Origin of the sequence: Casimicrobium huifangae (genome assembly GCF_009746125.1) — a bacterium.
Lineage (GTDB): Bacteria > Pseudomonadota > Gammaproteobacteria > Burkholderiales > Casimicrobiaceae > Casimicrobium > Casimicrobium huifangae.
Genome location: NZ_CP041352.1, coordinates 775,987 through 799,709, shown reverse-complemented (window position 1 = coordinate 799,709; position 23,723 = coordinate 775,987). Strand labels below are relative to the sequence as shown.

At 62.8% G+C, this 23,723-nt stretch carries 22 protein-coding genes; 7 read left to right on the top strand and 15 right to left on the bottom strand.

Annotated elements, in window-relative coordinates; genetic code table 11:
• Positions 1-21: 21 nt before the first annotated feature.
• The 3 genes from FKL89_RS03625 to FKL89_RS03615 all read left to right on the top strand — a co-directional run bounded on the left by FKL89_RS03625 (position 22) and on the right by FKL89_RS03615 (position 3,446).
• Positions 22-1,800: an alpha/beta hydrolase family protein gene (locus tag FKL89_RS03625; protein ID WP_156861413.1), complete on the top strand. Its 1,779-nt coding sequence runs from the start codon at positions 22-24 to the stop codon at positions 1,798-1,800.
• Between the two features lie 20 nt (positions 1,801-1,820).
• Positions 1,821-2,273 carry a DUF4124 domain-containing protein gene (locus tag FKL89_RS03620; RefSeq protein WP_156861411.1) on the top strand — a complete coding sequence of 151 codons (453 nt, stop codon included), beginning with the start codon at positions 1,821-1,823 and terminating at the stop codon, positions 2,271-2,273.
• Between the two features lie 75 nt (positions 2,274-2,348).
• Entirely contained in the window at positions 2,349-3,446 is a 1,098-nt protein-coding gene (locus tag FKL89_RS03615) for a hypothetical protein (RefSeq protein WP_156861409.1), read from the top strand.
• Between the two features lie 176 nt (positions 3,447-3,622).
• Here the strand turns inward: FKL89_RS03615 and FKL89_RS03610 are convergent, their stop codons facing one another.
• The 4 genes from FKL89_RS03610 to senB all read right to left on the bottom strand — a co-directional run bounded on the left by FKL89_RS03610 (position 3,623) and on the right by senB (position 7,495).
• On the bottom strand, positions 3,623-4,135 hold the full coding sequence (locus FKL89_RS03610) for a transporter (RefSeq protein WP_156861407.1): 513 nt from the start codon (positions 4,133-4,135) through the stop codon (positions 3,623-3,625).
• A gap of 88 nt (positions 4,136-4,223) precedes the next feature.
• A complete protein-coding gene (locus FKL89_RS03605; protein ID WP_156861405.1) occupies positions 4,224-5,210 on the bottom strand; it encodes an oxidoreductase in 987 nt (328 codons plus the stop codon).
• A gap of 191 nt (positions 5,211-5,401) precedes the next feature.
• Positions 5,402-6,463, bottom strand: coding sequence for a selenide, water dikinase SelD (gene selD, locus FKL89_RS03600; protein WP_156861403.1), 1,062 nt, complete (start codon positions 6,461-6,463; stop codon positions 5,402-5,404).
• Positions 6,464-6,532: 69 nt separating this feature from the next.
• Positions 6,533-7,495: a selenoneine biosynthesis selenosugar synthase SenB gene (gene senB, locus FKL89_RS03595; protein WP_162527381.1), complete on the bottom strand. Its 963-nt coding sequence runs from the start codon at positions 7,493-7,495 to the stop codon at positions 6,533-6,535.
• Here senB and senA point away from each other — a divergent pair.
• Positions 7,476-8,675 carry a selenoneine synthase SenA gene (gene senA, locus FKL89_RS03590; protein ID WP_156861399.1) on the top strand — a complete coding sequence of 400 codons (1,200 nt, stop codon included), beginning with the start codon at positions 7,476-7,478 and terminating at the stop codon, positions 8,673-8,675. The two genes, senB and senA, sit on opposite strands and share 20 nt — an antisense overlap.
• 230 nt (positions 8,676-8,905) lie before the next feature.
• Here senA and FKL89_RS03585 read toward each other — a convergent pair whose 3' ends face one another.
• Positions 8,906-11,446 (bottom strand): sodium-translocating pyrophosphatase, encoded by a 2,541-nt coding sequence (locus FKL89_RS03585; protein WP_156861397.1) that lies wholly within the window; start codon positions 11,444-11,446, stop codon positions 8,906-8,908.
• 324 nt (positions 11,447-11,770) lie between these two features.
• On the opposite strand from FKL89_RS03585, the gene FKL89_RS03580 reads away from it, so the two are divergent.
• Positions 11,771-12,127 carry an FKBP-type peptidyl-prolyl cis-trans isomerase gene (locus FKL89_RS03580; protein ID WP_156861395.1) on the top strand — a complete coding sequence of 119 codons (357 nt, stop codon included), beginning with the start codon at positions 11,771-11,773 and terminating at the stop codon, positions 12,125-12,127.
• Positions 12,128-12,175: 48 nt separating this feature from the next.
• Here the strand turns inward: FKL89_RS03580 and FKL89_RS03575 are convergent, their stop codons facing one another.
• The 10 genes from FKL89_RS03575 to FKL89_RS03530 all read right to left on the bottom strand — a co-directional run bounded on the left by FKL89_RS03575 (position 12,176) and on the right by FKL89_RS03530 (position 22,931).
• Positions 12,176-13,159, bottom strand: a complete 984-nt coding sequence (locus FKL89_RS03575) for a hypothetical protein (protein ID WP_156861393.1) — start codon at positions 13,157-13,159, stop codon at positions 12,176-12,178.
• A complete protein-coding gene (locus FKL89_RS03570) occupies positions 13,156-14,022 on the bottom strand; it encodes a hypothetical protein (RefSeq protein ID WP_156861391.1) in 867 nt (288 codons plus the stop codon). The genes FKL89_RS03575 and FKL89_RS03570 overlap by 4 nt, the downstream gene beginning before the upstream one ends.
• 389 nt (positions 14,023-14,411) lie before the next feature.
• Positions 14,412-14,888, bottom strand: a complete 477-nt coding sequence (gene greA / locus FKL89_RS03565; RefSeq protein WP_156861389.1) for a transcription elongation factor GreA — start codon at positions 14,886-14,888, stop codon at positions 14,412-14,414.
• A 65-nt stretch (positions 14,889-14,953) separates the two neighbouring features.
• Positions 14,954-18,178, bottom strand: coding sequence for a carbamoyl-phosphate synthase large subunit (gene carB / locus FKL89_RS03560; RefSeq protein WP_156861387.1), 3,225 nt, complete (start codon positions 18,176-18,178; stop codon positions 14,954-14,956).
• Between the two features lie 99 nt (positions 18,179-18,277).
• Entirely contained in the window at positions 18,278-18,982 is a 705-nt protein-coding gene (locus FKL89_RS03555; protein WP_156861385.1) for a histidine phosphatase family protein, read from the bottom strand.
• 5 nt (positions 18,983-18,987) lie between these two features.
• Entirely contained in the window at positions 18,988-20,151 is a 1,164-nt protein-coding gene (carA, locus tag FKL89_RS03550) for a glutamine-hydrolyzing carbamoyl-phosphate synthase small subunit (protein WP_420361135.1), read from the bottom strand.
• Between the two features lie 415 nt (positions 20,152-20,566).
• Entirely contained in the window at positions 20,567-21,217 is a 651-nt protein-coding gene (locus FKL89_RS03545) for a histidine phosphatase family protein (RefSeq protein ID WP_156861383.1), read from the bottom strand.
• Between the two features lie 6 nt (positions 21,218-21,223).
• Complete coding sequence (locus tag FKL89_RS03540) at positions 21,224-21,490, bottom strand: cysteine-rich CWC family protein (protein WP_156864526.1); 267 nt, start codon at positions 21,488-21,490, stop codon at positions 21,224-21,226.
• 203 nt (positions 21,491-21,693) lie between these two features.
• Positions 21,694-22,497, bottom strand: a complete 804-nt coding sequence (gene dapB / locus FKL89_RS03535) for a 4-hydroxy-tetrahydrodipicolinate reductase (RefSeq protein ID WP_156861381.1) — start codon at positions 22,495-22,497, stop codon at positions 21,694-21,696.
• Between the two features lie 11 nt (positions 22,498-22,508).
• Positions 22,509-22,931 (bottom strand): outer membrane protein assembly factor BamE, encoded by a 423-nt coding sequence (locus FKL89_RS03530; RefSeq protein WP_156861379.1) that lies wholly within the window; start codon positions 22,929-22,931, stop codon positions 22,509-22,511.
• Between the two features lie 122 nt (positions 22,932-23,053).
• Between FKL89_RS03530 and fur the strand changes: the two genes are divergently transcribed.
• A complete protein-coding gene (gene fur / locus FKL89_RS03525) occupies positions 23,054-23,497 on the top strand; it encodes a ferric iron uptake transcriptional regulator (protein ID WP_156861377.1) in 444 nt (147 codons plus the stop codon).
• Between the two features lie 18 nt (positions 23,498-23,515).
• Positions 23,516-23,719 carry a KOW motif-containing protein gene (locus FKL89_RS03520; RefSeq protein ID WP_156861375.1) on the top strand — a complete coding sequence of 68 codons (204 nt, stop codon included), beginning with the start codon at positions 23,516-23,518 and terminating at the stop codon, positions 23,717-23,719.
• Positions 23,720-23,723: the final 4 nt, after the last annotated feature.

Genomic DNA, 23,723 nt, shown 5'->3' with positions numbered 1-23,723 from the left:
TGACCAGGAAGGTCGATGCCCATGTTGAACACGATCACACTACGCTGTTGTCCCCGGTCCGAAAGGGCGCGCGCACGCTGCGCTGCCTGGCTCGCGGTCGGCCTGGCTTCGCTGCTGTCGGCCTCGGCCGCCATCGCCAGCGCCGGTATCGCGCCGGCCGCTACCGGACGCTTCGCGGTCGGTTGCAGCAACGTGGAGCAGGATTTCACCCGCCTGCGTGCCGGCGAATCTGGCCCGGACTACTGGGAAGGCAATCCGCTCTCCGATGGATCTCACTACGTAACAGACCTGCTGGTCAGCCCCGCCAACGCGCTCAGCTACAGCGTCGCCGTGCCGACCGTGGCGCAGATCGACGTCTTCGAGAAACAGGGCGGCAAACAATTGCCCTACGTCGCGATCGCCTGCTACCCTACCACGGCAACCAACACCCGAGCCGACTACGCCCTGCCCTCCGGCATCAGGGTGCCGAAGATGCAGCGCGGTGCCGAAGGCCCCATCATCGCGGCCAACCCCGACAGCAGCGACGGCAAGTGGCCACTGATGATGCTGAGCCACGGTCTCGCCGGCTCGCCACTGGGCGACGACTACGTGCAGGTCATTGCACGCATGGCCGCCGAAGGCTATGTGGTGTTCGCACCGTTTCATGCTGACGCGCGGTATTCGCGCATCAAGCTGAACACGATCAACGACTACTTCTATGTCTTTTCGAGATACCCGGAAATTGCCGAGATGCAGGCGATCCGCCCGCTCGGCCTGAAGCAGGGGCTCGACTACTTCCTTGGCAAGCCGGAGTACGCCAGCACCATCGACCGCGACCAGATTGTCGGCTTCGGCGCCTCGCTCGGCGGCATGGCGATGATGCTGGTGCAGGGCGCAGTCATGACCACCAGTTGGGGGGGCGCCGAACGCACCATCGTGCGCGACAACCGCTACAAGGCGGTGGTGGGCTATGTTCCGTTCTCGGGCTACAGTTTTTTCCCGGCCTTTGGCGACAGTAATCAGGGGGTGCAGGGCGTCCGCGTCCCCTATCTCGGTATCGGCGGCACTGCGGACGTGGTGGCCCCGATCAGCCGTACCTCGCAGATGATTGAGGCACTGGGTGGCAGCAAGTATTTCGTCACCATCGAAGGCATGGAGCACGGCTTCCGGGTGGAGGACGCGCCGGAAGTCTTTGGCTGGACATTCGCGTTCTTCAAGGCGCACCTGTCGCGCAAGCAGACTGATCGCACCGCCTTCAACAGCATCGACAACATCCCGGGCGGCTCCGACGACCGCGTGAAAATCCGCAAGACGCTGGCCTGGGGCTCGCGCGACGAGCTGGAAGTGGTGGAGTTCTATTCGCCCGGCAGCCGCAAATACTTCATGACTGGCCGTCCCGATGAGGTGGCGCTGCTGGACAGCGTGCCGACCCTCTGGCAGCGCACCGGACAACGCTTCGCCACGCACCGCACCGACACTGCGATTGGCGCTGCCATGTGCCGGATCTGGGCCAACGACGGAGCCACGCTGAACTCCCACTTCTACAGCACCAGTGACCGCGACTGTGCAATGCTGCGGAGCCAAAGCTGGGCACGCGACGAGGGCGTCGCCATGCGCGCGCAGGAGTTTCTGCCGCAGTTGATGATCGTGCCGCCACCGCCGCCGGTGTGTCCTTCGGATACCGTCAAGGTGACTCGTCTGTTCAACAAAGCAACGATCAATCACCGCTACGTGACCGAAGGCCTGCTCTCGCGCATGCTGCTGACGCAGGACTGGGCGAATGAAGGCCCCGTGTTCTGCGCGGCAAAATATGATGAATGATCCCGTGATGTGAACTCAAGATGATTCGTATCCTTCCACTGCTCGTCGTCGCTACCGCGATGTTTGCCCTGACGCCTGCAACGGCTCAAACCGCCTTCCGCTGCGACCAGAACGGCCAGACGGTCTACAGCGACAAGCCCTGCCCTGCTGGCGCAGCTGGCAAGGCGGTCACGCCCACACACGACAGCGCGGCGCAGAAATCCGCCTCACAGGACGCCAACCAACAGATGCGCAAGGACAACACTGAACTGAACAAGCGGCTAAGCGAAAGGGAAGCGCGCGAAGCCAAGGAGCGAGCCGATGCGAGAAAAGCGGCGGCAAAAGCCACGCCCGCAAAGGACGCCGGCGGCAAGGCAGGCAAAGCAGCGGCCAATGCAAAGGGCAGCAAGCTGAAGTCTGCGAAGGGGAACGGCGGAACATCCGGCAAACGCAAGTCCGCCGGTACCGCAGCGGCTATCAAGCCCGCTGCATAACGGACATTGATCAGCACCGTGTACTGGTCCTTTCGTCCCGTCGACCTGATCCGTGTTCCATCGGCCATTGCAGCAATGGCTGGCGTTGCTCTTTTTGCCGGCTGCAGCACGACCTCTTCCCCACAGCGCGGCGTTGACTACCCGGCGCCAGTGGTTACGCCATCGCCGCCGCGCACTGGCGACGCCGGAGCGCCCACGCGTGAGTGGCGCGCTGCCGGCGCGGGCCTGGATGCCGCCTTCGAGCGCAGCGCCTTTCTCGCCGACTCGTTCTACCGCAATGCCGATGCACTCTTGCAGCAGGTCGAGAAGTCCGGCGCGATGGGCGTCAATCGCGGGTTCGAGCTCGCCGCGCGTAAAGGCGGCGAATGGTTCATTGAGGAGCAGCGCTTCGCCGACACGGTGATTGGCGCTGGCGTTAACCGCAACCGCATGGATCTGATCGATGCTGGTCTGCGCGCGCTGGAGTGGGGCTATGCCCAGCAGAGCGGTGACGGCAGCTTTCCGTGTCGCGACAATTTCCTCGGCGGCAGTTATTTCGTCGCTGCCACCGCACATTCGCTGTGGCTGCTGGAGACTACGGGCTATGCGCGCAGCTACACGGCGCGAATCAACGCCCTGCGCCCCAAGCTGGAACGCGCTGCGCACTGGTTGGCTGACAACAGCCATCCGGCCGCCGTACTGGCGCAGCAGGACGCCTACAGCTCACGTCACTTTCTGACCGGCTACGCCCTCGCCGCCAGCGGTCGTTACCTGGGAGACAGCACGTTGGCGCTGGTCGGTGAGGACACCATTCAGAAAGGCCTCAAGCGGCAGCACACGACTGGCTATTTTCAGGAGCGCGGCGGTTATGACGCCAGCTTCCAGGCCGAGGCGCTGGTGTATCTGCTGCGCTACTACGATCACGCGGCGACAGCCGAGATGCAGCGCGCGGTGGAGCCGGCGCTGCGGCTTGCGCTGGGCTGGCTGGAGTCGCGTGTGTCGCCGCGCGGCGTGATCACCATCACTGGCAACACCCGCACCGGCGCCGCCCAGGAGCGTGACCGCACCGGTGCCCCGCGCCGCGTCAGCGCGGTGGCCGTGTCGCGCGCGTTCGGCCTCGCCCGCCATGTGCTGGGCGACAGCAAGTTCGAGACGCTGGCACGCGCCGTGGCAACAGCGCGGCAACCCGGCTGAGCTATCAGCTCTTTGTGAAAAAGGCCATTGGATATGGGCTCAGACCACAATTTTCTGAAATATCGACTATCGGCGGTTTATGGCAGTTAGCCCTTATGCGATGGGGCTCGACGTCTAAAGTTGAACCAAAGATTCCGTCCTCGGGAACCAAGCCGCCGCTGCTCAGGCGACACCATTCACGGCAACTTCGCATTGCCCGTCGGCATCACCGGGTAAGGCACCCGCTGAAACTGTTTCGCCGTAGAGCCCACCGCGAAGTCCGCGCTCACATACTCCACGTCCGGGACCGCCCGCAGCAATGCTTCCCATTGCGCAATCTGGCGCCGGTCGCCGACACAACCTTGCGCAAAGACGAAGCGCCGTTGCACGGTGAGCCACACGCTTGATTTCGCCAGCGCAGGCGTCTCGCGCACCGCGTCGACCACGGCAGCCTGTGCCCGCTCAGCAATCCGCGCGTCGTAGCGGTACGCATTTGGCTCCTTGCACTTGCCCGCCATGAAGCAGGTGGTGCCGCGCTCAATGCGCGGATGTGCCTCGGCCTGCGCCTCGCGCTCGGTCATGAACGGCCCGCGCGGCAGCGGACAGGCCGCGATTGCGTTGGTAACCCGAACGAAGGGATCGTTGTAGTGGTTCCTGAGCGTCTCCGTGGGCTCTGCAGCCGCCGCAGCGTTGGCCGACAACCAGGCCAAGGTCATTCCAGCGACGGCGGAAATCGAGACTGAAACGCTGCGCCAGCGCATCACAGCATCAACAGCAGCCGGCCAGCCAGCGCATCGATCAGGAAACCTGCACCACCGTGCGCCCCGTCACCGCGCCCTTCACATAGGCGTCAAACACTGTCGGCAATTCTGCGAACGACACCGTGCGGCAATGCGATGCGAGCTTGTCGCATTTCCACTCGTTCGCCAGCTTGCCCCACAGCTCACGACGCAGCGACATCGGGCAATTCACGCTGTCGATGCCGAGCAGCAGCACACCGCGCAGGATGAACGGCATCACCGTGGTCTTCACTTCCCAGCCTTGCGCCAGGCCCACGCTGGCGATGGTGCCGCCGACTTTCATCACGCGGGTCAGCCACGAGAGCTGTTCGCCACCGAGGTTGTCCACGGCGCCCGCGTAAGTCTCCGGCCCCAACGGCTTCTCGGTCATCTCGAACTGCCCGCGCACCAGCACCTCCTTCGCGCCAATCGACTTCAGCAAATCGGCGTCCTTCTCCTTGCCTGTCACCGCCACCACGTCGTAGCCCAGTTTGGCCAGAATCTCGATCGCCACCATGCCCACGCCCCCGGTCGCGCCATTCACCAGCACCGGGCCTTTGTCGGGCGACAAGCCGTCATGCTGCATGCGATGCACGGCGAGCGCAGCGGTGAAGCCGGCGGTGCCGTAGCTCATCGCGTCGAACGTCGTCATCCCGGCAGGCGCTTTCACCAGCCAGGCCGCCGGAATGCGCGCCTTCTGCGCGTAACCGCCGTGATGCGCCACCCCGACGTCATACGAAGTCGCGATCACGGTGTCACCCGGCTTGAACGCCGGATCGCTGGAGCTCGCCACCGTCCCCGCCAGATCAATGCCGCCAACGCAGGGAAAGCGCCGGATGATGCGACCGGCACCCGTCGCGGAGAGCGCATCCTTGTAGTTCACCGTTGAGTGCTTGACGTCAATCAGCACCTCGCCTTCGTCGAGCTGGTCTGTCGTCATGTCGACCAGTTCGGTCTTGACGGATTTGCCCTCTTGCGAGGTTAGGTAGGCTTTGAAAGTGCTCATGCGATGCTCCTTGATGTCGACGCGCGCCACGTTGACGTTCGCGTCAATTATTGACCAGTTCGCAATGCACCCAACCCCTCTGTCGGCTACGCCGACATCTCCGCTGCGTTGCAGGAGAGACTTGCATGAGTCGCCGCGCCCTCAGTGATGGCCTCCGGGGAGGTGTCGCGACACGACGGAGGGGTGGCCTTCTAAACCACAACCAACCGCCCCGCGCCCGCCTCCATCCGCCCCACGATAGCCGCGCTTTCAAACCCTTCGCGATTGAACAGCGCGATCACGTCGTTGGCGATAGTGGGATCGCAGGAGACGAGCAAGCCCCCTGACGTCTGCGGATCGGTCAGCAGCGCCTGATCGATACTCGCGAAATCCGCCGGCAGCGTAACGTCTTTGCCATAACCTGCCCAGTTGCGGCCGGACGCGCCGGTGATGTAGCCCTCGGCGGCGAGTGCTTTCACGTCCTTGATGAAGGGCACTTTGCTCCACTCGATGACGGCGGTCATCCTGGCGCCGCGCGCAAGTTCGAGCGTGTGGCCGGCGAGGCCGAAGCCGGTGATGTCGGTCAGCGCATGCACGCCCGGCATGTTGGCGAGCGCGGCGCCGGGCTTGTTGAGCTTGGTGGTGTTGGCGATCATCGCGGCGTAGCCCTCGGGCGAGAGCTTCTCTTTCTTGAGCGCGGCGGAGAGCACGCCCACACCAATCGGCTTGCCGAGGATCAGCACGTCGCCCACTTTGGCGTCGGCATTCTTTTTCACTTTGCTCGGATGCACGAGCCCCATCACCACGAGGCCGTAGATCGCTTCCACCGAGTCAATCGTGTGCCCACCCGCAATCGGAATGCCCGCTGCGGTGGCGACACTCTGGCCGCCCTTGATGATCTTGCCGATGGTTTCGACCGAGAGCACATTGATCGGCATGCCGACCAGCGCCAGCGCCATGATCGGCGTGCCACCCATCGCGTAGACATCGCTGATGGCGTTGGTCGCCGCAATGCGGCCAAACTCGAACGGGTCATCGACGATGGGCATGAAGAAATCGGTCGTCGCGATCAGTGCCTGCTCGTCGTTGAGTTTGTAGACGGCGGCGTCATCAGCGGTTTCGATTCCCACAAGCAATTCTTTCGGCAACAGCCCGGAACTGTTCTTAAGAATCTCCGAAAGCACGCCCGGCGCGATCTTGCAGCCGCAGCCGCCGCCGTGGGAGAGCGAGGTGAGACGCGGCTCAACGGCGTTGTTGGTCACGGGGGCATTCATACGGATCTCCAGAAAATGGGGCGGGACAAATTTTGTCGCAAACGGCAGGCAGGCGCTTACAGCATTGCTTCACAATGCAATGACACGGGCGACGGCACTGCGAATGCCGCTTGCCTCGCGCTCTGGCACAAAGTGCCTGGCGCATTGCCCGCACGCGCGCAGCAGACGGTCATAAAAGCGGGCGTCGGTCTCGGCGCGTCGCATCATCGTGGCGCAGGCCGCCGCATCGCCGAACGGAAACAGCCCCGGATAGTGCTCGCCCAGCATGCCGATGTTGCCGCTGATGTCGCTGGCGAGCACCGGCACGCCAGCGGTGATAGCTTCAACAATTACATTGGCGCCCCCTTCCATGCGGCTGGCGATCACCAGCAGATGGGCGCGCTTGATGCGCTGCCGCGTCGCAGCGTGGCTCAACGCGCCCAGCCAGCGCAAGCGGGGCTCGTCGCGCGTGACGACAGCCACGGCGTCGGCATGATGGGCGTCGAGTGCGTTGCCAATCTGGGTGAGGCGAATTCGGCTATCGGCGGGCAGGTGGCGCAGCGCCGTAATCGGAGTAAATGGATCCTTCTCGTGACGGAGATGGCCGACCTGGACGATGTCGAAATGCCGCGACGAACGGACGGCTGGCTTCAGCGTCGACGCCGACTGGTAAACCACGCTCGCTTTGATGCGCGATTTCGCATCCAGTTCGTCAAGTGCCCGCGGCTGCAACACGACGAGGCGATCGGCCAGCGCCAGCGACAGCCTGGCAGCGTCGTCGTCATGGATGTCGCGATAAACATCGGTTCCGGTCAACGCCAGCAGCAGGCGGCCTGCGGGTCGCAACCGACGGAATTGCTGGATCGATTCCGCAGAACGCCGCGCATGCAGCGCCACCATCGCATCGGGCAACGGATCGGCACCGGCCCAGCGTTCGACGATTTTCACCGCATAATCGTGGGACAGAAACCGCGCCCAACGCGCCGCCGTATGCCAGTTGCCGTTGTTGGCGCGGGCATTGGCTGGAGACACGATGACGACACGGGGCTTCACCGCGCAACTATCGCATACGGAGGTTCTCGCAGCCGGTTGGGCAGCGCGGATGCTGGACGCGGCAGCGCTGCGACACACGCTGCAAGCAATGCGCGCGCTGACCCGCGACTATGTGCAGACGATGGACGCGCCGGCGCTGGCGCCGCCGTACCAGCGCGGCATCAATCCGCCGCTTTGGGAATGCGCGCACGCCGCATGGTTTGCCGAATGGTGGTGCGTGCGCGGTGCGTTCAACACGGCGGACGGCCGCACCGTGGCCGCACGGCCATCCTGCTGGAACGAGGCCGATGCGCTGTTCAACTCAAACGTGATCGCCCACGAAGCACGCTGGCAGTTGCCGCAGCTCACGCACGAGCGTGCCCTCACTTACATGGACGCGACGCAGAGCGCTGTGCTCGAGGCACTGGCGCAGGTCGCCGACGATGATGCCGGGCTGTATCCGTTCCGCTTGTCACTGTTCCACGAGGCGATGCATCTGGAGGCTATCGCGTGGTGCGCGCAGGCACTGGCGTGGCCGCGGCCTGCGTGGGTGCGTGCACCGCGTGCATCGCCAGCGGGCGATGAAGTCGCTGTCGGCGCCGGGCCATTGCGCGCGGGTTACGACGGCCCGGGATTCAGTTTTGACAACGAGCGTGGCGTTCACGACGTTGCAGTCGCGGCATTCAGCATCGACCGCGCGCCGGTAAGCAATGCACAGTTTCTCGCCTTTGTCGAATCCGGGGCGTTCGCCGCGCGTACTGGTGCCGCGCATCCGTCGTGCTGGCGCCGCGATGAAGAGCATGGCTGCGAAGGCTGGCAACAACGCTGCTTTGACCGCTGGCAGCCACTTGATCTGTCCGCACCGGTGGTTCACGTGAGCGCCATCGAGGCGGACGCCTATTGCATGTGGTCTGGCCGTCGCCTGCCCACCGAGCACGAATGGGAATACGCAGCGTCAAACGGCCTGATCGAATGGGGCAACGGTGCGTGGGAGTGGACTGCGACCACGTTCGCCCCCTACCCCGGCTTCACGCCAGACCGCTATCGCGAATACTCGGCGCCGTGGTTCGATGGACAGCATCGCGTGCTGCGCGGTGGATCACACGCCACGCTGCCGCTCATGCACCACCCGCGCTATCGCAACTACTTTACCGCCGGTCGCAGCGACGTGTTTGCCGGATTCCGGACGTGTGCGATCTGAGCAGTTTGCATCAGTGTCCGGAAGTATCAGCTTTTCGTGAAGATCCCCGTCCGATCAGGGCTCTGTGGCAAAAAGGCTGATTTGTCGACTTCTGGCCATTCTTGGCCTTAAGCCCTGCTCGGATGGGAATTTCACACCAAAGCTGATGTGATAACACAGTGCATTCGGTGAACAGTGACAACAACAAAAAAGCCGCCCGAAGGCGGCTTTCTGCGTGACGACCTGCGCTGTTATTGCAGCGTAACCTCAACGCGACGACCTTCAGAAGCCGAGGTGGCGCCGGCGGTCAGGTCTTCCGGTTTCTTCAGCTCGATCTTGTCTTCAGCGACACCTGCTGCCTTGAGCGCATCGCGCACGGCGAAAGCGCGCAGCTTGGCCAGCTCGGCGTTCTTGGCGGCGTCACCGCTCGGGTCGACGAAGCCACTGAGCACCAGCTTGCCGTTGCCCTTGGCCTTGAACGCGGCAACCATGTCGGCCACGCCCTTGTCGGCGCCAGCCGGCAGTGCTGACGACGCGCTGGCGAAGTACACCTTCATGGTGCCGGTGCTCTTGTCGCCGTCCACCTTGGCGTTGACGTCGACCTTGCCGGCGTCAGCTGCTGGCGCTGCTGCGGCAGCGGGAGCCGGAGCTGCGGCGGGCGCTGCGGCAGCCGGTGCGCTCACCGCAGCCGGGGCCGCGCCATGCGCGCCCGATGCCTTGGCACCTGTGCCACCGTGGATTGAGGCCACCACCGGCACGATCAGCAATGCGACGATGTTGATGATCTTGATCAGCGGGTTCACGGCCGGGCCGGCGGTGTCCTTGTACGGGTCACCCACGGTGTCGCCGGTCACCGCCGCCTTGTGCGCGTCGGAACCTTTGCCGCCATGATTGCCGTCTTCGATGTACTTCTTGGCGTTGTCCCAGGCACCGCCACCGGTACACATTGAGATCGCGACGAACAGACCGGTGATGATGGTGCCCATCAGCAGACCGCCGAGCGCTTCCGGCCCGAGCAGCAGACCAACGAGGATTGGCACGGCAACCGGCAGCAGCGACGGGATGATCATTTCCTTGATCGCAGCGGTGGTCAGCATGTCAACTGCCTTGCCGTACTCCGGCTTGGCCTTGCCTTCCATGATGCCCTTGATCTCGCGGAACTGGCGGCGCACTTCTTCCACCACCGAGCCGGCGGCACGGCCAACCGCTTCCATCGCCATCGCGCCGAACAGGTAGGGGATCAGGCCGCCGATGAAGAGGCCCACGATCACCATATGGTTCGACAGGTCGAACGACACCGCCATGCCCTTGCTTTCAAGGCCGTGCGTGTAGTCCGCGAACAGCACCAGCGCGGCGAGACCGGCGGAGCCGATCGCGTAGCCCTTGGTCACCGCCTTGGTGGTGTTGCCAACAGCGTCGAGCGGATCGGTGACGTTGCGCACTTCTGGCGGCAGTTCCGACATTTCGGCGATACCGCCGGCGTTGTCGGTGATCGGGCCGTAGGCGTCGAGCGCAACAACGATACCTGCCATCGAGAGCATGGCCGTTGCAGCGACCGCGATGCCGTAGAGACCCGCCAGCCAGTAGGCGGCGAGGATGGCGATACAGACCGCAACCACCGGATAGCCGGTGGACTTCATCGAGATACCGATACCGGCGATGATGTTGGTGGCGTGACCAGTCGTGGACGCCTGGGCGACGTGACGCACGGGTGCGTATTCGGTGGCGGTGTAGTACTCGGTGATCATCACCAGCGCGCCCGTGAGCACGATGCCGACGACGCAGGCGCCGAACAGCTTCATCGTATTGACGCCTTCAACACCGGCGAACACGGTTTGCGTAACGAAGAAGAATGCGATCAGCGACAACACAGCCGCGACGATCAAGCCCTTGTAGAGCGCGTTCATGATCTTGCCGGCACCGCTGTACTTGACGAAGTAGCAACCGATGATCGAGGCGATGATGGAGACGCCGCCGAGTGCCAGCGGATACACGGCCGCAGCAGCAGCGTTGGCCTTCATCAGCAGCGCGCCAAGCAGCATGGTGGCGATGATGGTGACGGCATAGGTCTCGAACAGGTCGGCGGCCATACCGGCGCAGTCACCGACGTTGTCGCCGACGTTATCGGCGATCACAGCGGGGTTGCGGGGATCGTCTTCCGGAATCCCGGCTTCGACCTTGCCCACCAGGTCAGCACCAACGTCTGCCCCCTTGGTGAAGATGCCGCCGCCAAGACGCGCGAAGATCGAGATCAGCGACGAACCGAACGCAAAGCCGATCAGCGGCGACATCAGGGAATGCAGGCCTTCCTTCATCGGGTTGGCGCTGTGCGGCGCGGTGCCGATCAGGAACCAGTAGAAGCCGGCGACACCGAGCAGGCCCAGACCAACCACCAGCATGCCGGTGATGGCGCCACCACGGAAGGCAACCGCCAGCGCGGCATTGATGCCGGAACGGGCGGCCTCGGCGGTGCGCACATTGGAGCGCACCGACACGTTCATGCCGATGAAGCCCGCCGCGCCGGAGAGCACCGCGCCCAGCACGAAACCGAAGGCTGTCGTGCGGTCGAGGAAGACGCCGATGACGATGGCGAGAATGATGCCGATGATGGTGATGGTGCGGTATTGCCGCGCCAGATACGCCTTGGCGCCGGCCTGAATGGCACCGGCGATTTCCTGCATGCGTGCATTGCCCGCAGACAGGCCGTTGATCCATTTGATGGATACAACGCCATAAAGAACGGCCGCCAGTCCGCATACAAGCGAAATGATGAGCCAGTTGGTGGCTGACATGTGGTCAAACTCCTCTTTTAATAAGTGGTGGTGTCCCCGCGGCACGGCTTCCGTACCAGGTTCTTCGCCGGTGTCTGCCTTGCGGCAGATCGCCCGCGTCCTCCAGCACTTGGCCCGCGAAATCCCGCGCCGATGCCACCCCGCGAAGGGCGAGGCGGACATTGCAGGCGATTATAGGCATGGCAGATGAAGCCGTCGCCCGCTGGCGACACGTGTTCCGCCCGCTGGCGACATGACACCGCCCGCTGGCGACATCGCGACCGCGCGGAAGTCACGTCGGGCTGTTACGCTCCTGATTTGAATCAACTTTCATTGACAACGAGCATGCAAACCACTGCCTCCGGCCTGCAATACGACGACACCAACCCTGGCTCCGGAGCCGAAGCCACTCGCGGCGCTCACGTCACGGTGCACTACACCGGCTGGCTGTTCAGCGAAGGCGCCCCCGGCAATCGGGGCGCCAAGTTTGATTCGAGCAAAGATCGCAATGACCCATTCGACTTCCCGCTTGGTGCCGGCCACGTCATCCGCGGCTGGGACGAAGGCGTGCAGGGCATGAAAGTGGGCGGCACCCGCATGCTGGTCATCCCGCCGGACCTCGGCTATGGCGCCCGCGGCGCTGGCGGCGTGATTCCGCCGAACGCGACGCTGGTGTTTGAGGTGGAGTTGCTGGGGGTATGATCAATCTGCGGGCAAACGACTTGGTTGACCGCCCCAAACAGCTAACGGCTAACCTCCGCCGTTGGTGGGCCGCACCGCGCACCAGCCCAGTCCTTCTCCGCGATAACCGGACACCCGTTGCAGCAGCTGGTACAACTCCGCATCCATCGTATAGCGATGCGCGACATCGGTCGGTTGGAACAGCACGAAGACTGGCTCCGTCCCCAGCGGACAGGTCAGACCGTCGGTCGAGCGCACCACGGCGGTCGCGGAAACGCACATCGATCGCGGGTCATATCCCCAAGCGTTGGCCAATGCGCTGCAGGTCGATTTGGCCGTAGTGTAGTAACGTCCCAGCATGCCACTTGGATAGTCAACACCGTACAGCGCCACAAATGGCGTCGGCAGGTTTGCCGCATCGGCAGAGTCGGATACGAAAACCCCCATCGTTGCGCTTGCCTGGCCAACACCCAAGGGTCGCGCAACGCGGAGGGGCGCACCCACCGGCAGTTGTGGCACATACCAATCACCATTCAACTGAATAGGCCCCTGACCATAAGCTGGCCAACCAGGTGTGGCCGCCTTGTCGATACTCGCCATGCCGAGCGAGCCGGTACGCCAGCCGGGGAGATCATTGATGGTCAACTGAATCTCGCCAGCCTCTTTTTCGTACGTTGTCGAATAAAACGCTAGGCCGCTACTGCTATAGGTGTCCGTGACCGAAAGCCGCAGGCGGAAACTACCGGGCGGCAGGCCATCAACGGCAACACGCTTCTCGGTCACGCACGGCCCCGAGCGCAAGTGCGAGATCACCAGAGTGAGAATCCCGTTACGCAACTTGGCGTTGGCTAACCCCGGCGCTCCCGGCGACAGACAGTAGCTCGACGCAAACTGCGCGACCACTTCAAACGGCTGGAACGCAGTAACGGAAGCGGGTTCAACGCGCAACGAAGCGAGCGGTTGAGGTAGCGGGATTTGCGGCGCTGCGGGCGTAACCATAGGCGCGGCAAAGAGCGTCACGAGAACACGCGACAAGCGATTCCAGACGTTCATGGCTGCGTCCAAGCAGAAACGTTTTCAAAGTCCAGCCGCCAGTCGCCTATGACGCCAGACCCAGCGACAAAGTAAGCCGTACCCGCCTTCCCGGTCAGGAAATAAGGCGCGGTGCTGTCGACAACGGGAGTGGTCGACCAAGTCGGTACCCCGGTCGGCCTGCTGTAATACACCGATTGCTGCCAGCGGTTCGCGCCAACAAGAAACGACATCTGGGTGGAGGCCGACGTTGCAGTACATGTGTGAAAAGGGGCATCGCCGGCACCGAAAGCATCGCGACTCATATCCGCCCCGGCCCATATCTTGCTGCGGTTGGGATTGGCATACCACGCTGGATCGGGCGTGGGGCCGCCCGGTGACACGGTATGACCAACTGGGGGATACATAAACGTCTCCGATATCGCCCCGAATCCGCCAGCACTGGCAGGCGGCGGAGAACACCAGAAGCCGTAAGGACCAAATATCATGCCCTTGCCGTTGTAATCGGCATCAATGTTCGAGTTGCTCGACGCCAATAGCATGTGAACAAAATGTGCTCCTCCGGTCGCGTTTTCGAAATTGGTCGCCGAAACATCGAAGGTGGACAGATGCGCGTTGTCGGTGCTCGGCATATCACCGGGAACCCAGAAAGAACCAGTCGTGTACGACACGCCCCAAAACGTATATGCCGAAATCGAAAAACTCGATGGGATAGCAGCGTAGGTGGGGATCTTGGCCGAATCAGCGCCACCCTTCATTGGCTCCCCTGGCATCGGCATCGTCGATATACCGATGCCTTTGGAGCACATATCGACAATTAAGTCCCTTGGAACTTCTGGATAGGTCGCGCGGTAACCACCTTCTTTGGTGATCGCTACGTCCATTCTCCTCGTCGATCCATCGCTGGACGCAAGAAAATAAACTGGCGGGCGCTTGTCGCGCGGCGCGCAAATCTCAACGAACGGTGACGCCTCGGCGCCCCCCCCCAACGTCACTAGCAATAGACCAATAAGTCCGCTAGATCTTGCGAATTGCCCACCACATCGCCGCATATGTCGATTCTTTGCTTACTGATACCTGCAAAACTCTACGCACAGCCAATGACAATGTCAAGCAGGACATCCGCGCTACGCCGCAGCCGCGCGGTCGCCCCCTGCAGCACGCATTCGTTGATAAGTCACTACCCGCCTCGAAGGTAGCCAATACGGACCTTGCAAGTGCTGAACGCCAGCTCACACAACAAATCGGCATCGGGCGAGCGCACCACGACTAACTACATGTAACGGACGGAGACGATCTCTACTTCGCGGGCGCCACCTGGCGCCTGCACTTCGACCACATCACCGGCGACCTTGCCGATGAGGGCGCGCGCCAGCGGTGAACCAACCGAAATCTTGCCCGTCTTGAAGTCGGCCTCGTCTTCGCCGACGATTTGATAGGTCGACTTCTTCTCGCTCTCAAGGTCTTCGTATTCCACCGTCGCGCCGAACACCACGCGACCTTCCGCATTCAGCGTGGTCGGGTCGATGATCTGGGCATTGCCAAGCTTGCCCTCGATGTCGAGGATGCGGCCTTCGATGAAGGACTGCTTTTCCTTTGCGGCTTCGTATTCGGCGTTTTCGCTGATGTCACCCTGGGCGCGCGCTTCCGCAATCGCGTGCGATGTTTCAATGCGGTCTACCGTCTTCAGACGATGCAGTTCGGCCTTGAGGAGTTCGGCGCCGCGTTTGGTCAGGGGGATTTGTGACATTTTTCTTCTACCAAAAACAAAGCCCGCCGGTCGCTCCCGGCGGGCCAAATGAAACGTTAACGAGCTTACTGTACTACAACTTCTTTCAGAAGTGTCTGTAACGGATACGGGGTCAGCTCCGGGCCATCCTGGATGCCCATCGCAGCGGCCTTCGCGCCAGCGATGGTCGTGTAGATCGGCAGTCGTGCCTGCAACGCGGCGCGACGGATGTAGGAGCTGTCGGCCACGGCGCCGCGCTTTTCTTCGACCGTGTTGATCACCAGGGCGATCTGGCCGTCCTTGATCGTATCGACGATATTCGGGCGGCCTTCCTGCACCTTCTTGATGATTTCAACCGGCACGCCGGCAGCGGTGATCGCGCTTGCCGTGCCTTTTGTCGCCACCAGCGTGAAGCCCACCTCGTGCAGGATGCGCGCGACCTCAGCCACTTTTGGCTTGTCACCATTCTTGACCGACAGGAACACCTTGCCTGAGGTGGGCAAACGCGTGCCAGCGGCGAGCTGTGACTTTTCGAACGCCTCGGCGAAGCTGTAGCCGACGCCCATCACTTCTCCGGTTGACTTCATCTCGGGGCCGAGGATGGTGTCGACGCCGGGGAATTTGTTGAACGGGAACACCGCTTCCTTCACCGAAAAATACGGTGGCAGCGCTTCACCGACGATGCCCTGAGCCTTGAGCGTTTGCCCGGCCATGCAGCGCGCTGCGATCTTGGCCAGCGGGCGACCGGTGGCCTTCGACACGAAGGGCACGGTTCGCGACGCACGCGGGTTGACTTCAAGCACGTAGACGACGTCCTTGCCGTCTTCCACTTTCACCGCGAACTGCACGTTCATCAGGCCGACGACGTTAAGCGCTTTCGCCATCGCCACCGTCTGGCGGCGCAGCTCGTCCTGCAACGCATTCGACAGCGAGTAAGGCGGCAGCGAACAGGCCGAGTCGCCCGAATGCACCCCGGCCTGCTCGATATGCTCCATGATGCCGCCGAGTACTACGTCGGTGCCGTCCGCGAGCGCGTCGACGTCCACTTCAATCGCGTCGTTGAGATACCGGTCGAGCAGCACCGGTGAATCGTTGGACACCTTCACCGCTTCGCGCATGTAGCGTTCGAGATCTTCCGGCGCGTGCACGATTTCCATCGCGCGGCCACCGAGCACGTAACTCGGGCGCACGACGAGCGGGTAACCAATTTCGTCGGCGAGGCGCAAGGCACTGGCTTCGTCACGCGCAGTGCGATTCGGCGGCTGCTTGAGGCCGATGTCCTGCAATAGCTTCTGGAAACGCTCGCGGTCTTCAGCGACGTCAATGGCGTCGGGCGTGGTGCCGATGATCGGTACGCCGCAGCGTTCGAGATCGCGCGCCAGCTTGAGCGGCGTCTGGCCGCCATACTGCACGATCACGCCGACCGGTTTTTCAACGTGTACGATTTCGAGCACGTCTTCCAGCGTCACCGGCTCGAAGTAGAGGCGATCCGAGGTGTCGTAATCGGTCGAGACAGTCTCCGGGTTGCAGTTGACCATGATGGTCTCGTAACCGTCTTCACGCATCGCCATCGCGGCATGCACGCAGCAGTAGTCGAACTCGATACCCTGACCGATGCGGTTCGGCCCGCCGCCGAGCACCATGATTTTCTTCCTGTCAGTCGGCTGCGCTTCGCACTCGTCCTCATAGGTTGAGTACATGTAGGCCGTCTTGGTCGCGAATTCGGCGGCACAGGTGTCCACGCGCTTGTACACGGGGCGCACGCCGAGCGCATGCCGCGCGCTGCGCACCTCGTCCTGCGAGGCCTTCAGCAGATAGGCAAGACGGCGATCCGAGAAGCCCTTGCGCTTCAGGTGGCGCAATTCATCTTTCGACAACGATGTCAGCGTGCGCTTTTCAATCGCAAGTTCAAGGTCTACGATTTCCTTGATCTGGGTGAGGAACCAGGGATCAATTGCGGTGTCCTCGAATACTTCTTCGACACTCATGCCGACGCCAAACGCATCGGCGACGTACCAGAGCCGATCCGGCGTCGGATTCGACAATTGCTCGCTGATCTTGTCGGCATCGACCGATTTCAGATTGAAACCGTCCACGCCCACTTCGAGACCGCGCAGCGCCTTTTGCAGCGACTCCTGGAAGGTGCGGCCGATGGCCATCACTTCGCCGACGCTCTTCATCTGCGTGGTCAGGTGCGGATCGGCTTCCTTAAATTTCTCGAAGGCGAAGCGCGGCACTTTGGTGACGACGTAGTCAATGCTTGGTTCGAACGACGCTGGCGTGGCGCCGCCGGTAATCTCGTTTTTCAGCTCGTCGAGCGTGTAGCCGACGGCGAGCTTGGCCGCGACTTTGGCAATTGGGAAGCCGGTCGCTTTCGAGGCGAGCGCGGATGAACGCGACACCCGCGGATTCATCTCGATCACGATCATGCGCCCGTCTTGCGGGTTGATCGAGAACTGCACGTTGGAGCCACCGGTATCAACACCAATCTCGCGCAGCACCGCAATGCTGGCGTTGCGCATGATCTGGTATTCCTTGTCGGTCAGCGTCTGCGCGGGCGCGACGGTGATCGAGTCGCCCGTGTGCACGCCCATCGGATCGAGGTTTTCGATCGAGCAGATGATGATGCAGTTGTCCTTCTTGTCGCGCACCACCTCCATCTCGAACTCTTTCCAGCCGAGCAGCGATTCTTCAATCAGCAATTCGTTGGTAGGTGAAAGTTCCAGCCCGTTCTTGCAGATGGTGACGAATTCTTCGTGGTTGTAGGCAATGCCGCCGCCGGTGCCGCCCAGCGTGAAGCTCGGACGGATCACGGCCGGGAAGCCGACCGCCTTCTGCGCGGCCAGCGCTTCGTCAAGCGTGTGCGCGATGGCGGAGCGCGCGGAGCCGAGACCGATCTTGGTCATCGCCTCCTTGAACTTGAGGCGATCCTCCGCCTTCTCGATGGCATGCTCGTTGGCGCCGATCAGCTCGACGTTGTGGCGCTTCAGGGCACCATTCTTCGACAACTCCATCGCGGTGTTGAGCGCAGTCTGGCCACCCATCGTGGGCAGCAGTGCATCTGGCTTTTCTTTCGCAATGATGCGCTCGACGACGGCGGCCGTGATCGGCTCGATGTAGGTCACATCGGCCATCTCCGGGTCGGTCATGATGGTGGCCGGGTTGCTGTTGACCAGGATGACCTTGTAGCCCTCCTCGCGCAGCGCCTTGCAGGCCTGGGCACCGGAGTAGTCGAACTCACAGGCCTGGCCGATGATGATCGGGCCGGCGCCGATGATGAGGATGCTTTGAATGTCTGTTCTTTTTGGCATGTTGTGCTCGCTGCGCGTGCAGGACGAATGACGAATGACGAATGACGGAATGCTTGCTGCCGACAATCTTCATTCGTCATTTCCCTACATCTCCATACATCACCGTCCTTGTCCCACCACATCACGCACCTCGTGACTCGCGTCATTCGTCATTCGTCGTTCGTCATGGTGTACGAAGTACGCCACGTCACCAATGCGTTCGCAATAGAACACCGGCGCGTCATCGCGATATTCGACGCGCCATTCGCTGATCGACGCGTTGGGCACGCTCCACGTTCGCTCGCTGTGGAACCCAAGTCCCTGCGAGTGGCGGTACATCGAGCTCACCACGCCGCCGTGGGTGACCAGGACAAGCGTCTTCTCGTCGCAGGCAGTCACCATGTCGGTGATGGCGCTGACGCAGCGATCGAGGAAGCCTCGTGCCGTCTCGCCGCCCTCGGGGCCGTAGTCCGGATCACCGGCGTGATAACGGGCCATACCTTCGGCGTCAACAGCACGCCACTCAGCATAGGTACGACCCTGCAGTACGCCAAAGTGCCGCTCGCGGATGCGGGCATCGAAGCCAATATCGAAGCCGGTCGCCTCGATCAAGGGCTTCGCCGTCTCGCGCGTGCGCACGAGATCGCTGCAGATCACGCTGGCGACCTCGATCGTGCGCGCCAGCTCGTCGCCGACCACACGCGCCTGGGCGAGGCCAAGCGCGTTCAGCGGCACGTCAAGCATGCCCTGAATACGACCTTCGGCGTTCCAGTCGGTCTCTCCATGGCGAACCAGCAGCAGGCGCCTGGTCTTGTTGACTGCCATGCGAGTTACGCCGCCTTCATCAAATCGATGAAGCGGTCAAAGAGGTAGGCCACATCGTGCGGACCGGGGCTCGCTTCGGGATGGCCCTGAAAGCTGAAGGCCGGCTTGTCGGTGCGGGCGATGCCCTGCAGCGTGCCGTCAAACAGGCTGACGTGAGTCACCCGCACATTGGCGGGCAGCGAGGCCGGGTCGCCCGCAAAACCGTGGTTCTGGCTGGTGATCAGCACGCGACCATCGTCGAGGTCTTTCACCGGATGATTGGCGCCGTGATGACCGGTCTTCATCTTCATCGTCTTGCCGCCACTGGCGAGCGTGAGCAGCTGATGGCCAAGGCAGATACCGAAAGTCGGCGTGCCGCCGGCGACGATTTCCTGAATTGCGGCGATGGCGTAATCACAGGGCTCCGGATCGCCCGGGCCGTTGGAGAGGAACACGCCATCCGGCTTCATGGCGAGAACGTCCTTTGCAGGCGTCTGCGCCGGCACGACGGTCAGCTTGCAGCCGCGTTCGGCCAGCATGCGCAGGATGTTGAACTTGACGCCGTAGTCGTAGGCCACGACATGAAACTTCTGCTCGCTGCGCGTGGCGTAACCACTGCCCAGCGCCCAAGTGCTCTGCGTCCAGTCGTAGGGCGCAGTGCAGCTCACCACTTTGGCGAGATCTTGCCCCGCCATGCTGGGCGCGGCTTGGGCGGCGGCGATGGCTTTGGCTTCGTCAACCGTGCCGGCCATGATGCAACCGTTCTGCGCGCCCTTGTCACGCAGGATGCGCGTCAGCTTGCGGGTGTCGAGATCGGCAATGCCGACGACGCCGGCGTCGCGCAGGTAAGCGTCAAGGGGCTGCTCGGCGCGGAAATTCGACACCACCGTCGGCAGGTCCCGGATGATGAGGCCCGAGGCAAACACCTTGCGCGATTCGACGTCTTCGCGGTTGACACCGACGTTGCCGATGTGCGGATAGGTCAGGGTGACAAACTGCCCGGCGTAGGACGGATCGGTGAGGATTTCCTGGTAGCCGGTGAGCGAGGTGTTGAACACCACTTCGGCAGTGGCCTGCCCGGTGGCACCGATTGATCGGCCCCGGAACACCGTGCCATCGGCCAGTGCGAGGATGGCGGGCGTGCCTGGAGAAATCAGCGAGGCGGGGCTCGGGACGGACGTGGTGTTCATGCTCGGTTCGTGTGCTGAGACGGCCGCGGCAACGTGAGTGGCGGCAATCGGTTCGTTTAGTAGGGCGACTGCGGCGTTCTGGCGGGATTTGCCGAACACCGGTCACCATGGTCGCGAAAACTGCAAAAAGGTCGCGCCAGACGTGAAAAACGGGACTTCGCCGATGCTCACGCACCGCAGTGGGCGTGGTCAGGAAATCCCGTGTCTGAAGCCGTGAGATTGTACCCGATCAACACTTGTGCTGCGGCATAAGCTTTCGACGCTAAAGCGCGTCGACAAAGGGCAGATCGGCCAAAAAGTGCGAAAGTCGATATGTCGCCGATTTACCCTTCGAGCCCAGTCAAACCGCCGCTTCCAGTGAAAAGCCAGTGACACGTCGGCGCTGGAGACTGGGTCCGGTCACCATTGCGTCCGGTCAGGCGGCAATCGCCTCAGCACTGACGATGCTGGCGCGCTGGTAGCCGTCAGCCTCGCCGAGCAGTACCACTTCGCCGCAGCCCGGCGACGGCGTGATGCCGCGGCGCAGCGCCTCGCGGTGCCAGTAGGCGATCATCACGGCGATCGGCCCGGCGTGGGTGACGATGGCCAGATTGCGTCCCTCGGCGATGTCGATCGCTGCCTCAAAGCCCTGAATGACGCGCATCTGCATCGCCCGCACCGATTCGCCGGCACCAAGGCGCGGATGCACATTGAGCCCGCGCAGCACCGGCCCGTCGTCGGTCATCATTGGCGGCGGCCAGTGATCGAGGTAGTTGGCGTCAAACGCCTTCGCCTCCTTGCGCGGAATGTCTTCCCACTGCTTGCCGGTCCAGCTGCCGAGATCGCGCTCTATGAAGCGCGGGTCGATGATGACCGTGCGGCCGCTCCCTTTCATCGACAGGAAGTCCGCCAGCCGTCGGCAGCGCGACAACGGGCTGGTGAACACCAGCGCGTCTTGCGGCAGCAGCGCGTCGATCACCGGCATCTGGCGGTTGAATTCGGCAGCGTGCACGGGCACGTTGCTGGCGCCGTACATGATGCCGGGCTTGATGTCGGGCGCCGTGTGGCGGACAAGATAGATCGCCATGAGCAGTCAGGGTGTCCGCTGCAGCAGTTCTACGGCTTGCCGCAGGCAGTAGGGGCAAAGACAGGATGCCGTCGCCGGATCGTCGCCCAGCCGGGCAGGATCAACCGGCGGCAGCGCTTGGCACCAGCAGCCATCGGCGCGGGCACCACAGCTGAAGGTATCGCCACAACGGGGGCAACGGCAGGCCACGGCATTGTCCGCGCCACCCGTCTGGAGCGGCGTGCTTGCCGGCTCCCCTTCCGACCGTTGCGGGTTCGCCCGCACCTCATCCATCCAGCCAAATCCTCCAGCAGAGGGATAGCAACTTTCCCGTGCCACGCCCATTGCGTCTGGGCTTGATCACGATTATCGGAAAAATCGACTTTCCGGGAAATCACCGTCCAGCCCGCATGCAAACGTCGTTTGCACCGAAAGCTGCCGCTATCGCCTCACGTTGTTTCGCGTTGTCAATGTTGTTGACAACGCCGCTGGAGGGCTTACTTCAGCCCGAGCACGTCATGCATGTCAAACAACCCTTCGGCTTTGCCATGCAAAAACTTTGCCGCGCGAATGGCGCCGAGCGCGTAGCTCATGCGGCTGGCGGATTTGTGGGTGATCTCGATGCGCTCGCCGCTGCCGGCGAAGATGACCGTATGGTCGCCGACGACGTCGCCGCCGCGCAGGGTGGCGAAGCCGATAGTGCCGTTTTTGCGCTCGCCGGTGTGCCCTTCCCGGGCATACACGGCGCGGTCGGAGAGCCGCGTGCCCTGCGCCTCGGCAATCACTTCGCCAAGCTTGAGGGCCGTGCCCGACGGTGCATCGACCTTCATGCGGTGATGCATCTCGAGGATTTCGACGTCGTAGCCGCTGTCCAGCGACTTTGCCGCCAGCTCCAGCAGTTTGAACACGGTGTTGACACCGAGCGAGTAATTTGGCGAGAACACAATCGGAATTTTCCGGGCCGCGTCGGCGATTTTTGCCTTGGCGCCGTCGTCTAGCCCGGTGGTACCGATCACCATGGCGACGCCATGCGTCACACAGGCGTCGACGTAGGTCAGCGTGGCCTCGGGGCGGGTAAAGTCGATCAGCGTCGCGCGCGCCCGTCCGTTCGCCAGCGTTGCGACATCGGCCGTCACCAGCACGTCAGCATTGCCACCGAACACCCGCGCCGAGACACCCAGCGCCGGGCTGCCCGGCGCGTCAAGCGCGCCCACCAGCGTGCAATCACGATCCGCGGCCGCCGCCTCAAACAGCATGCGGCCCATCCGGCCCGACGCGCCGGCGATGGCGAGATTGGCCATGACCGTACCCGCTACTTGCGCCACCAGTCGGCGATGCGCGACCACCAGCCCGGGCTGTCGTCCGGCTTTTTGTCTTTTTCGAGAATGGCGTACGCCGGGTCACGGTCCACCACCGGCGACGTCGGCAGATCGGCGACCGTCCAGCTCTTCAGCTTTTCGTCGGCGAACACCACGGTCAGCTTGTGCGAGGTGACCGTCTTGCCGCGCCGCTCCAGCGAGTAGGCGTAGTCCCAGCGGTCCTTGTGGAACACGCTTTCGGTGGTCGGCGTGCCGAGCAGCAGCTTGACCTGCTGCCGCGTCTGCCCCTCTTTCAGCTTGGCCACCATGTCCTGGGTGACGTAGTTGCCCTGATTGATTTCCATCTTGTAGACGAGGCCGCAACCGGAGAGCGCCAGGGCGGCGAGCAGGGCAAACAGGGAAGATATGGCGCGCATAGAAAGAACGGAGTGGCCTGAAAGCAAGCCGCTATGATAGCCGCCGGCCGTGCCGCGCCATCTGCCCGCCAGCCCGCAGGGCGGGCGCCGCCGGTCAGGCTTTGCAACCCAGGATCACCGCTATGCCCGCTCGCGCACAAGACCTCAAGGATGCCGGACTCAAGGCCACGCTGCCGCGCATGAAGGTGCTGGACCTGTTCCAGAACTCCAAGGTCCGCCACATGACGGCCGAGGACGTGTACCGGCTGCTGATGGACGAAGGCCTGGACGTCGGCCTTGCCACCATTTACCGCGTGCTGACCCAGTTTGAGCAGGCGGGGCTGCTGAAGCGCCATCATTTCGAGGGTGGCAAATCAATCTTCGAATTGAACGAAGGCGACAAGCACGACCATATCGTCTGTGTGAACACCGGCAAGGTCGTCGAATTCCACGACGCCGAGATTGAAAAGCGCATCGCCAAGATCGTCAAGGATCACGGCTTCGAGTTGGTCGATCACGTGCTGCACATCCGCGCGCTGGCGCCTGTAACCGACGCACCCAAGCGCCCGGCGCGCAAGCTGTCGTAACACGCGGGAGCGCCGGTCGTGGCAACCAGCACTGCAACGGCACCGAAAGACGGCGACGCCTGTCAGGTGATTGGCGGCACCCACAAGGGTAAATCCGGCACCGTGCGCGACCTGAACGTCAGCAAGACCGGCCATCTCACCATCACCGTGGTGCAGGCCAACGGCGAGCGCTTCAAGACGCTGGCCAGGAACGTGGTGGTCACTGCGTCGGGCGGTCGCTGAACGC